Below are 10,970 nucleotides of genomic sequence, written 5' to 3' on the forward strand. Positions count from 1 at the left end.
GCGCAACGCGCCGCTTTGAGTCCTGAGCCGCCGAATCCTTAACCGCCATGTCATCTCCAGAGAGCGCGAAAACCGCGCGATCCCGACGAGGCCGGTCTGTAGCATCCAGCCTGCCCCAAGTCTAATGGCTTAATCGTTTGAAATCAGGACTTTAGGTCTGCGAAAACGGCTCAATGCGCCCGGAACCCGTCACTCGCCATAGTGCCGCAGCCGGTCGAGGTTGAGGATGGTCACCCCGCCATATTCGAGCCGCAACAGCCCTTCCCGCTCGAGCCGCTTCAGGCACTGGTTGGCATTCTGCCGGGAGATTCCCGACAGCGCCCCGATCTCCTCCTGGGTGATCTCAAGGTGCAGCGTCAGGTCGGGATAGAGAATCGGATTGAACAGCGAGGCGATCGAGCGCGCCAGCCGCGCCGTGGCGTCCAGCGTGCGGCCATATTCGAGCAGCGCGATGAACTGGCCGAGCCGCTCATTGAGCGAGCCGACCAGGAATCGGTTGAAGCCGACACTGTTCTCGAACAGCCAGACGAAGGTCCGGCGATCCATCATCGCCAGTCGCGTGTCGCGCAGCGCAACCACATCGTAGCGCCGGGGCTCATTCTTGAGCACGGTCCCCTCGCCGAACCACGCGCCTGCGGTGAGGCCCGCGAAACTCGCCGCCTTGCCGCCGCGCGAGACGATGCCCATGCGCGCCAACCCGGTGACGATGCCGGTCCAATACTGGAAGTTGTCGCCGCGCATGAAGATGAATTCGTTGGCGCGATAGGATTTCTCGGAAATGCCGGCGCGCGCGATTTCGATTTCTTGCTCGCTCAGTTCGCGCGACCAGGCCGCGATGCGCCTCAGGTAATCAGCAGCAATCATTCTAGCGACGGCGTCCTACCCCAAGATACTGCAACGATATTGCACCGCAGCAACGCCGTGCGCGAAGCCAGGGACCCGAGGCCTGGAATGCCAGCGAAAATTCCTGACCAAATGTCGGGCACATGACAATTCAACCTATCGCTTTCTCGTATTCAGAGCCACCTCGCGTAACGTCGCGCAGCGCCTTGATGGATCGCTGAACGCGGACGACGCGAGGGACGGGCTTGCAGGCGGGTGCGGCGTTACCGCGCATGACGCAGGCGATCGGGTCAAGCGATGCTCCCGAACGCCGGCATCATTAGTCGGATGGTCTCCCTTCGGCGGCCCATGTAAGATCGAAGCAAGATCGAAGCGAAGATAAAGAGCGCGCCAAAGCGCCCGTATCTGGAGGGAACAGGGTGGCTAATAGTCTCGAGGTGCGCGGAGTCTCATTGCGCTTTGGCGGCGTCCGCGCGCTGACCGAAGTGAGCTTCGGCGTCAACGAGGGCGAGCTGTTCTCCATCATCGGCCCGAACGGCGCCGGCAAGACCTCGATCGTCAACTGCATCTCCGGCCGCTACCGGCCAACCGAAGGCCAGCTGTTCTATCGCGGCCAGGACATTACCGGCCTCAACCCGAACGCGCGGCCCCGGCTCGGAATCGGCCGGACCTTCCAGAATCTCGCGCTGTTCCACCACATGAGCGTGCTCGACAACATCATGGTCGGCCGCCATCACCTCCTGAAGAACAACTTCATCACGGGATCGCTGTACTGGCTGACCGGCGCGCGCCGCGAGGAGCTGGAGCACCGCCGCAAGGTCGAGGAGATCATCGACTTCCTCGATCTGCAATCGGTGCGCAAGGCGACCGCCGGCACCCTGCCCTACGGCCTGCGCAAGCGCGTCGAGCTCGCCCGTGCGATGGCGCTCGAGCCGCAACTGATCCTGCTTGACGAGCCGATGGCCGGCATGAACTTCGAAGAGAAGGAAGACATGGCGCGCTACATCGTCGATCTCAACGAAGAGTTCGGCATGACGGTGATGATGATCGAGCACGACATGGGCGTCGTGATGGACATCTCCCACCGCGTCATGGTGCTCGACTTCGGCCGCAAGATCGCCGAGGGCGATCCGGCCACCGTGCTCGCCGATCCCCATGTCAAGCGCGCCTACCTCGGCGAAGAGGACGAGGCGCTGGTCGATCCCGACGACAAGCCGGCGGTGCGGGAGAGTGCCGCATGATGGACTATGCCGGTCGCGCCGCGCAGGCCGACACCTTTCCCAAGATGCTGCGCCTCAACGCGAAGGAGCACGGCCAGGAGATCGCGCTGCGCGAGAAGGATTTCGGGCTGTGGCGCGAATTCACCTGGAACGACTACCAGACCCGCACCCATGATTTCGCGCTCGGCATGGTCGAGCTCGGGCTTGGCCGCGGTGACGTGATCGGCATTATCGGCGACAACCGGCCGGACTGGGTCGCCGCCGAGATCGCTGCCCACGCGATTGGCGCGATGAGCCTCGGTCTTTATCGCGACGTGCTGGACGAGGAAGCCGCCTATCTCCTGACCTATGGCGAGGCCAAGCTGGTCTTCGCCGAGGACGAGGAACAGGTCGACAAGCTGCTCGGCCTTGCCGATCGCGTGCCCCGCCTCAAGCACATCGTCTATTCCGACCCGCGCGGCATGCGCAAATACGACGATCCGCGATTGATGGAGGCGAGCAAGCTCGTTGCGCTGGGCCGCGATCGCGCCGCGCGCGAGCCTGGGCTCTACGAGCGACTGGTCGATGCTACGAAGGGCGAGGACGTCGCGATCCTCTGCACCACCTCGGGCACGACGGCCAACCCGAAGCTTGCGATGCTCTCGGCCGGGCGCGTGCTGCGGCACTGCGCGACCTATCTCGCCTTCGATCCGAAGGGGCCGGACGACGAATATGTCTCGGTGCTGCCGCTGCCCTGGATCATGGAACAGATCTACGCGCTGGGCAAAGGGCTGCTCTCCCGGATGAAGGTCAACTTCGTCGAAGAGCCCGACACCATGATGCACGACTTCCGCGAGATCGCGCCGACCTTCGTGCTGTTCGCGCCGCGGGTCTGGGAATCGATCGCGGCCGACGTCCGTGCCGGGGTGATGGACGCCTCGCCGTTCAAGCAGCGGCTCTATGACCTCGGCATGAGGACCGGCCTTGCGGCGCTCGCCGAGGGCAAGCGTTCTGTGTTCGCCGACCAGCTCTTGTTCCGTGCGCTGCGCGACCGGCTCGGCTTCACGCGGCTGCGCTCGGCGGCGACCGGCGGCGCGGCGCTCGGGCCGGATACCTTCAAGTTCTTCCAGGCGATGGGCGTGCCGCTGCGCACGCTGTACGGCCAGACCGAGCTGCTCGGCGCCTACACGCTGCATCCCGAAGGCAAGGTCGATCCCGACACCACCGGCGTGCCGATGGCCGACAACATCGAGATCCGCATCGACAATGCCGACGTCAACGGCGTCGGCGAGATCGTGGTGCGGCATCCCAACATGTTCCACGGCTATTACAAGAACCCCGAAGCATCGGTCGCCGACATCAAGGACGGCTGGATGCATTCGGGCGATGCCGGCTTCTACAACGACAACCGGCAGCTTGTCGTGATCGACCGCATCAAGGATCTCGCCGAGACCTCGCGCGGCGAACGCTTCTCGCCGCAATATATCGAGAACAAGCTGAAGTTCTCGCCCTATGTCGCCGAGGCGGTGGTGCTCGGCGCCGGCCGCGACGCGCTCGCCGCGATGATTTGCATCCGCTACTCGATCATCTCGAAATGGGCGGAGAAGAACCGGATCTCTTTCACGACCTACACCGACCTGTCCTCGCGGCCCGAAGTCTATGCGCTGCTCAAGAAAGAGGTCGAGACCGTCAATGCCACCCTGCCGCCGGCGCAACGCATCTCGCGCTTTTTGCTGCTCTACAAGGAGCTCGATGCCGATGACGGCGAGCTGACCCGGACCCGCAAGGTCCGCCGCGGCGTCATCAACGAGAAATACGCCGACATCATCGATGCGATCTACCGCGGCAAGGCCAGCATCCCCGTCGACACCGTGATCCGCTTCCAGGACGGCTCGACCCAGCGCGTCCGCACCACGCTCGAGGTCGTCGATCTCGGCCGCGCCGTGATTGCGGAGGCCGCGGAATGACTGTGTTGCGCGACCAGAGCGCGGTGCTCATGAATATGCCCTCTCCCCTTGTGGGAGAAGGCTACACCGCTAGTCGACTCGCTTGGGTGAGGGGTACCCTCTCCACGATCCCGTTGCGGAGACAACCCCTCACCCGGCTTCGCTTTGCGAAGCCACCCTCTCCCACAAGGGGAGAGGGTGCTGGCGCCGCAGTCCGGAGCGACCGCACCCCATGAACACCCAGTTCCTGATCCAGCTGATCGTCAACGGCCTCGTGGTCGGCACGCTGTATGGCGTGGTCGCGATGTCGTTCGTGCTGATCTACAAGGCGACACAGGTCGTGAACTTCGCGCAGGGCGAATTGCTGCTGGTCGGCGCCTGGGTGTGCTGGGCGCTGCTGACGAAGTATCAGGTGCCGTTCTGGGTCGGCATGCCGATCACGCTGGTCTTCATGTTCATCTTCGGCATCGCGATCCAGGTCGTGATCCTGCGTCCAATGATCGGCGAGCCGATCATCTCCGTGATCATGGTGACGATCGGCCTGTCGACGGTGTTCCAGGCCGCGCTGAAGTGGATCTTCGGCGTCAACCCGCAGCCGTTCCCGCGCGTGTTCCAGAGCCAGTCGGTCAGCCTGTTCGGGCTGCAGATCCAGACCGTCTATGTCATGAGCCTCGTGGTCTCGCTCGCCATGATGGTCGGCATGGCCTGGTTCTTCCGCGCCTCCAAATATGGCCTTGCGATGCGCGCCACCGCCTTCAACCAGCAGGTCGCGCAGTCGCTCGGCATTTCCGTCAAGAACGTGTTCGCGATGGCATGGGCGATCTCGGCCACGGTCTCGGCGGTCGCCGGTGTCGTGGTCGCCGTGGTCAACGGCGTGTCGTCCGGGCTCTCCGCCTACGGCATCAAGGTGTTTCCGGCCGCGATCCTGGGCGGGCTCGACTCGGTCGGCGGCGCCGTGCTCGGCGGCATCATCATCGGGCTGTTGGAAAACGTCGCCCAGTATGTCGACAGCCAGTACCTGCACTGGGGCAATCTCTACGAGATCGCGCCGTTCTACGTCCTGATCATCATCCTGATGATCAAGCCGTACGGCCTGTTCGGCACCAAGGATATTGAGCGGGTCTGATCAATGGCGACAAGCACACTCATCCCCTCGGGCGATTTCCGCACCAGCTATGCGGCCGACACCACGATCTTCCCGACCGCGACCAGCCGCAATTTCGCAATCATCGGCATCGTGCTCGCCTGCTTCGCGCCGATGCTGCTGTCCAACTACCTGCTCTCGATCGCGATTCAGATCGGCATCTTCGCGATTGCGGCCCTCGGCCTCAACGTCCTGGTCGGCTTCACCGGCCAAATCTCGATCGGCCACGCCGCGTTCTTCCTGTTCGGCGCGTTTACCTCGGCCTACATCTCCAACAACGCGCCGATCCCGGTGTTCTTCGCCATCCCCCTCGCCGGCGTCGTCACGGCACTGGTCGGCCTGGTCTTCGGCGTGCCGGCGGCGCGGCTGAAGGGACTCTATCTCGTGATCGCGACGCTCGCCGCGCAGTACATCCTGCTCGACTTCTTCTCGCGCGCCGAATGGTTCTCGGGTGGCTCGGTGCCGGCCAGCGCCAACCCATTCTCGATCTTCGGCTACACCCTGCGCGGCGACCGGCAGTATTTCTACGTCGTGCTCGCCTACATGGTGATCAGCTACCTGCTCGTCACCAACCTGATGCGCACCCGCGATGGCCGCGCGCTGGTCGCGATCCGCGATCACTATCTCTCCGCCGAGATCATGGGCATCAACCTCACCAAGTACCGGACGCTGTCGTTCGGGCTTGCCGCCTTCTTTGCCGGCATCGCCGGCGCGCTCTACGCGCACTATCAGCTCGTGGTCTCGCAGGAAGGTTTTGGCATCGAACGCTCGGTGCTGTTCCTCGCCATGGTCATCATCGGCGGCACCGGCTCGGTGATGGGCACGCTGATGGGCACGGCCTTCGTGGTGCTGCTGCCGGAATCGATGGAATGGCTGAGCGCCTGGCTGAAGGGCGGCGCCATCGACAAGGCGCTGCAGCTCAACAACAACATCACCTTCCTGCGCGAGATCGCGATCGGCCTGATCATCATCGGCTTCCTGATGTTCGAGCCGGACGGCCTCGCGCATCGCTGGCGGCAGATCAAGGCTTACTGGAAGCTCTACCCGTTCTCGCATTGACGCAAGGCACGGAACGCAACTCAAAATTCGGTTCAACGAATAAGCAGGAGGAACGCAAAAATGACGATTAGATCCCTTTTGAGCTCGGTCTCCGTTGCGCTGCTGATCAGCAGCGCGGCCGCCACCGCGCAGGCGCAGATCGCCATCGGCCATCTGCAGGACCTCTCGGGCGGCACGTCCGACGTCGGCACCCCCTATGGCCAGGGCGTCGCGGACACCTTCGCCTGGGTCAACAAGAACGGCGGCATCGGCGGCAAGCAGCTCAATGTCGACAGCAACGACTATGGCTACCAGGTGCCGCGCGCCATCGCGCTGTACAAGAAGTGGTCGGCGCCCGACGGCAAGGTCGCTGCGATCATGGGCTGGGGCACGGCGGATACCGAGGCCCTCACCGGCTTCCTGGCGCAGGACAAGATCCCGGACATCTCCGGCTCCTACGCCGCCGCGCTGACCGATCCGGAAGGCACCAGCGGCAAGGCCAAGCCCGCGCCGTACAATTTCTTCTACGGCCCGAGCTATTCGGACTCGATGCGCGCGATGCTGACCTGGGCCGCCGAGGACTGGAAGGCCAAGGGCAAGCCCGGCAAGCCGAAATTCGTCCACATGGGCGCCAACCATCCGTATCCGAACGCGCCGAAGGCGGCCGGTGAAGCGCTGGCGACCGAGCTCGGCTTCGAGGTACTGCCGCCGCTGGTGTTCGCGCTCTCCCCCGGCGACTACTCGGCGCAGTGTCTCAGCCTGAAGAGCTCGGGCGCAAATTATGCCTATCTCGGCAACACGGCGGCCTCCAACATCTCGGTGCTGAAGGCCTGCAAAACCGCCGGCGTCGACGTCCAGTTCCTCGGCAATGTCTGGGGCATGGACGAGAACGCGGCCAAGACCGCCGGCGATGCAGCCGACGGCGTGATTTTCCCGCTCCGTACGGCGGTGAGCTGGGGCGGCAACGCCCCCGGCATGAAGACGGTGATGGAAATCTCCAAGATGTCCGACCCATCCGGCAAGGTCTATCGGCCCGTGCACTACATCGCCGCGGTCTGCAGCGCGCTCTATCTGAAGGAAGCGCTCGACTGGGCCGCCAAGAACGGCGGCGCCACCGGCGAGAACGTCGCCAAGGGCTTCTACCAGAAGAAGGATTGGGTGCCGGCGGGCATGGACGGCGTCTGCAATCCGTCGACCTGGACCGAGAAGGATCACCGCCCGACCACGAAGGTCGACCTGTATCGCTCGAAGGTCTCGGGCGCGACCGATGGCGACATCAACGACCTGATGGGCAAGGGCACGATCAAGCTCGAGAAGGTGAAGACCGTCGACCTGCCGCGCAAGCCGGAATGGTTTGGCTGGTGAGGCGGCAGCCGAACAGGTCCACACATCGTCATGCGCGGGCCCGGCCCGCGCATCCATCAAGCGAAGACGTATTCCGATCGACGGATTGCCGGCTCGAGCCCGGCAATGGCATCGAAGGGTAACACAGACCATGAACGAAACCCTCGAAGCCACCCGCCCGGGGCCGACGGCAGTCCCGCCGCCGCCGCTCCTCAGCATCAACAACATCGAGGTCGTCTATGACGACGTCATCCTGGTGCTGCGCGGCCTCAGCCTCGAGGTGCCGAAGGGCGCGATCGTGGCGCTGCTCGGCGCCAACGGCGCCGGCAAGTCGACCACGCTGAAGGCGATCTCCGGCCTGCTCAAGACCGAGGACGGCGAAGTCACCCGCGGCGAGATCCTGTTCGAGGGCCAGCGCATCAACGGCATCGATCCGGACAAGATCGTCCGCCGGGGCATCTTCCAGGTGATGGAAGGCCGCCGCATCGTCGCCGACATGACGTCGCTTGAGAACCTGCGGCTCGGCGCCTTCACCCGGCGCGACGGCGAGGTCTCCGATGACATCGACATGGTGTTCAAGTATTTCCCGCGCCTGAAGGAGCGCACCGGCCTCGCCGGCTATCTCTCCGGCGGCGAGCAGCAGATGCTCGCGATCGGCCGCGCGCTCATGGCCCGTCCGAAGATGATCCTGATGGACGAGCCGTCGATGGGGCTGTCGCCTCTGCTCGTCAAGGAAGTGTTCGCGATCATCAAGGAGATCAACCGCGATCTCGGCGTCACGATCCTCCTGGTCGAGCAGAATGCGCGCGCCGCGCTCTCGGTTGCGAGCCATGGCTACATCATGGAACAGGGCAAGGTCGTGCTCGACGGCTCCGCCGACGAGCTGCGCGACAACGAGGACGTCAAGGAATTCTACCTCGGCGGCGCCGGCGACCAGCGCAAGAGCTTCAAGAACCTGAAGAGCTTCAAGCGGCGCAAGCGCTGGCTGTGAGGATATCGAGCGTTTTCGGGCCGGAGTTGCGTGTGCAGAAAACGCGTCAGACCAGGAAGGCGGTTCTATCCGAGCACCTGCTCGGCTTCAGTAACCGCGCAGAGCACATGATAGAACGACGACGCCGGGATCGTGTCGACCAGCGAATTGCCGTCGCGGTCGAACTGGTCGTACCAGCCGCCGGCCACGGCATGGCCGAGATAGTGCCGCTCGAGCAGCACCAGCGCCGCACGCGCCTCGTCCGCCGCGCCGGCTTCGCCCGACTCGGCCTGCGCGATCCAGGCCTTCGCCAGCTCGCTCTGCGGCCACAGCCGCCGTGTGTGGCGGCGGATGTTGCCCTCGGCGTCGCCCTCGTCGACCAGGCAGCCGGTGGCCGCGTCGCGATAGCGCAGCGCCGACGCCAGCAGCTCGCCGCGCGGGCGCCCGGTCGGGCAGCCGGTGATGCGCTCGAAGCCCTTCAGCAGCCAGACCCATTCCGCGAGGTGCCCGGGCTCGACGCTGACCGGCGGGATTTTCGACCAGTCTTCCTCGAAATATTCGCCGAGGGTGCGCGTCTGCTTGTCGTAGAGGTTGGCGAGGAACAGCGCGAAGAAATCGCCGGCACGGTTCTGGAACGACAAATCGTGGGTCGCGTCGAAGCAGGCGATCATCGCCTCGAACAGATGCATCTGCGGGTTCTGCCGGCGCGGCATCGAAGGCGGCAGGCCCTCGTGGAAGCCGCCATGGGGCGAGCGCAGCTGGGTATCGAGGAACGACAGCAGCGCGTCGATCTCGGCGCGGATCTGGGCGTCCTGGTCGAGGCCGTAGGCGGTCGCGAGCGCAAGCAACACGAAGGCGTGGCCGTAGGTGTCGCGCAGCGGGTCGTGCACGCCGCCCTCCGCGGTCAGGCTGTAGACGAAGCCGGGCCGGCCGTCCGGCGCCCTGGCCTTGGCCAGCAGGTAGTCCAGCCCCTTAAGCGCGACCGCGCGCCCCTCCGGATACCAGCCCAGCTGGGCCGCCTTGGCGTAGCAATAGATCTGGCGCGCCTGCACCATGATCCGGCGCGGGGCGGCGCGATCGGCTGTCCCAGCCCGGTGCAACCGGTCGACAAAGCCGCCGGCGGTGCTGTCCCAGCCCGCGGTCGACCACAACGGCAGGGCCTGGTCGATGATGCGGCGCTTCAGCCTCGCTACGACGTCGGCGGCCCCGTCCGCCGCAACGCTCTCTGCCTCAGCCATCGTGCTCCCTGGAACCGTCCCAATGTCAGCGGTCACCGTCTGATAGCACGGGCGGACCGGCACGCAACCCGCGCACTTCCTCTCAAGGACCTGCCATGACCGACCATTACGACGCCCTTGAAACGCGCGATCCGGCCGAGCGCGAGGCCGCGTTGTTCGCCCGGCTGCCTGAGGTGCTGCGCAAGGCAATGGCGGCGCCCGCCTATGCCAACCTGTTGAGGGGCACCGATCCCGCCTCCATCACCAGCCGGGAGGCGCTGGCGGGGCTGCCGGTGCTGCGCAAGTCGGAACTGCCGGCCCTGCACAAGGCCGTCCCGCCGTTCGGCGGCTTCGTGGCCGACACGCCCGGCTCGTTCGCCCGGCTGTTCACCTCGCCCGGACCGATCTTCGAGCCCGAGGGCCGCCAGGCGGACCCCTGGCGCGGCGCCCGGGCGCTGTTTGCGGCGGGCTTTCGCGAGGGGGACGTGGTGCTGAACACCTTCAGCTATCATCTCACCCCCGGCGGCTTCATCTTCGATGCTTCCGCGCGGGCGCTCGGCTGTGCGGTGATCCCGGCAGGCCCCGGCAATACCGAGCAGCAATTCGAGCTGATCGAGGCCTATCGCCCGGTCGGCTATAGCGGCACCCCGGACTTCCTGAAGATCCTGCTCGACGCCGCCGCCACCGCCGGCCGCGACGTGTCCTCGATCAAGCGCGCGCTGGTATCAGGCGCGGCATTTCCGAAATCGCTGCAGGAGGAGATGAAGTCGCGCGGCGTCGAGGCTTACCAGGCCTTCGGCACCGCCGATCTCGGCCTGATCGCGTTCGAGACGGCGGCGCGCGAGGGGATGACGGTCAACGAGGACCTCATCCTGGAGATCGTCAAGCCCGGCACCGGCGATCCGGTTGCGCCGGGTGACGTCGGCGAGATCGTGGTGACCTCGCTCGATCCGCACCATCCCTGGATCCGCCTCGCGCTCGGCGATCTGACCGCCGCCCTGCCCGGCGCGAGCCGGTGCGGACGCACCAACATGCGAATCAAGGGCTGGATGGGCCGCGCCGACCAGACCACCAAGGTGAAGGGGATGTTCGTGCGCCCCGAGCAGATCGCGGAGATCGGCAGGCGGCATCCCGAACTCGGGCGCCTCCGCCTCGTGGTCACGCGCGCCGGCGAGGCCGACGCCATGACGCTGAGGGCCGAATGCGCCTCGGCGGCGGATGCCCTGCAGAGCGACGTCGCGGCAACGCTGCGTGCCGTGACAAAGCTCG

The 10,970-nt window shown here is 65.3% G+C and carries 9 protein-coding genes; 7 read left to right on the forward strand and 2 right to left on the reverse strand.

Annotated elements, in window-relative coordinates:
* Window positions 1–189: 189 nt before the first annotated feature.
* Window positions 190–864, reverse strand: a complete 675-nt coding sequence (locus AKL29_RS08315; RefSeq protein ID WP_028343069.1) for a Crp/Fnr family transcriptional regulator — start codon at window positions 862–864, stop codon at window positions 190–192.
* A 398-nt stretch (window positions 865–1,262) separates the two neighbouring features.
* Here AKL29_RS08315 and AKL29_RS08320 point away from each other — a divergent pair, with 398 nt between their 5' ends.
* From AKL29_RS08320 to AKL29_RS08345, 6 genes are all read left to right on the forward strand, one after another.
* On the forward strand, window positions 1,263–2,084 hold the full coding sequence (locus AKL29_RS08320; RefSeq protein ID WP_028338338.1) for an ABC transporter ATP-binding protein: 822 nt from the start codon (window positions 1,263–1,265) through the stop codon (window positions 2,082–2,084).
* Window positions 2,081–4,009 (forward strand): long-chain fatty acid--CoA ligase, encoded by a 1,929-nt coding sequence (locus AKL29_RS08325; protein ID WP_050383785.1) that lies wholly within the window; start codon window positions 2,081–2,083, stop codon window positions 4,007–4,009. The genes AKL29_RS08320 and AKL29_RS08325 overlap by 4 nt, the downstream gene beginning before the upstream one ends.
* A gap of 211 nt (window positions 4,010–4,220) precedes the next feature.
* Window positions 4,221–5,114, forward strand: a complete 894-nt coding sequence (locus tag AKL29_RS08330) for a branched-chain amino acid ABC transporter permease (protein ID WP_028343071.1) — start codon at window positions 4,221–4,223, stop codon at window positions 5,112–5,114.
* Window positions 5,115–5,117: 3 nt separating this feature from the next.
* Window positions 5,118–6,191, forward strand: a complete 1,074-nt coding sequence (locus tag AKL29_RS08335) for a branched-chain amino acid ABC transporter permease (protein WP_050383786.1) — start codon at window positions 5,118–5,120, stop codon at window positions 6,189–6,191.
* A gap of 60 nt (window positions 6,192–6,251) precedes the next feature.
* Window positions 6,252–7,535 carry an ABC transporter substrate-binding protein gene (locus tag AKL29_RS08340; RefSeq protein WP_050383787.1) on the forward strand — a complete coding sequence of 428 codons (1,284 nt, stop codon included), beginning with the start codon at window positions 6,252–6,254 and terminating at the stop codon, window positions 7,533–7,535.
* A 130-nt stretch (window positions 7,536–7,665) separates the two neighbouring features.
* Complete coding sequence (locus AKL29_RS08345) at window positions 7,666–8,505, forward strand: ABC transporter ATP-binding protein (RefSeq protein WP_018272667.1); 840 nt, start codon at window positions 7,666–7,668, stop codon at window positions 8,503–8,505.
* A 65-nt stretch (window positions 8,506–8,570) separates the two neighbouring features.
* Here the strand turns inward: AKL29_RS08345 and AKL29_RS08350 are convergent, their stop codons facing one another.
* On the reverse strand, window positions 8,571–9,722 hold the full coding sequence (locus AKL29_RS08350) for an AGE family epimerase/isomerase (RefSeq protein WP_050383788.1): 1,152 nt from the start codon (window positions 9,720–9,722) through the stop codon (window positions 8,571–8,573).
* Window positions 9,723–9,817: 95 nt separating this feature from the next.
* On the opposite strand from AKL29_RS08350, the gene AKL29_RS08355 reads away from it, so the two are divergent.
* Window positions 9,818–10,970: phenylacetate--CoA ligase family protein (locus AKL29_RS08355; protein ID WP_244481843.1), on the forward strand; the 1,153-nt coding region annotated here is incomplete at its 3' end.

Source organism: Bradyrhizobium pachyrhizi (assembly GCF_001189245.1).
Classification (GTDB): Bacteria; Pseudomonadota; Alphaproteobacteria; order Rhizobiales; family Xanthobacteraceae; genus Bradyrhizobium; species Bradyrhizobium pachyrhizi.

Coding starts and splice junctions, on each gene's coding strand:
- AKL29_RS08330 (WP_028343071.1), top strand. CDS start 4,221: ATGAACACCCAGTTCCTGATCCAGCTGATCGTCAACGGCCTCGTGGTC.
- AKL29_RS08345 (WP_018272667.1), top strand. CDS start 7,666: ATGAACGAAACCCTCGAAGCCACCCGCCCGGGGCCGACGGCAGTCCCG.
- AKL29_RS08335 (WP_050383786.1), top strand. CDS start 5,118: ATGGCGACAAGCACACTCATCCCCTCGGGCGATTTCCGCACCAGCTAT.
- AKL29_RS08350 (WP_050383788.1), bottom strand. CDS start 9,722: ATGGCTGAGGCAGAGAGCGTTGCGGCGGACGGGGCCGCCGACGTCGTA.
- AKL29_RS08325 (WP_050383785.1), top strand. CDS start 2,081: ATGATGGACTATGCCGGTCGCGCCGCGCAGGCCGACACCTTTCCCAAG.
- AKL29_RS08340 (WP_050383787.1), top strand. CDS start 6,252: ATGACGATTAGATCCCTTTTGAGCTCGGTCTCCGTTGCGCTGCTGATC.
- AKL29_RS08315 (WP_028343069.1), bottom strand. CDS start 864: ATGATTGCTGCTGATTACCTGAGGCGCATCGCGGCCTGGTCGCGCGAA.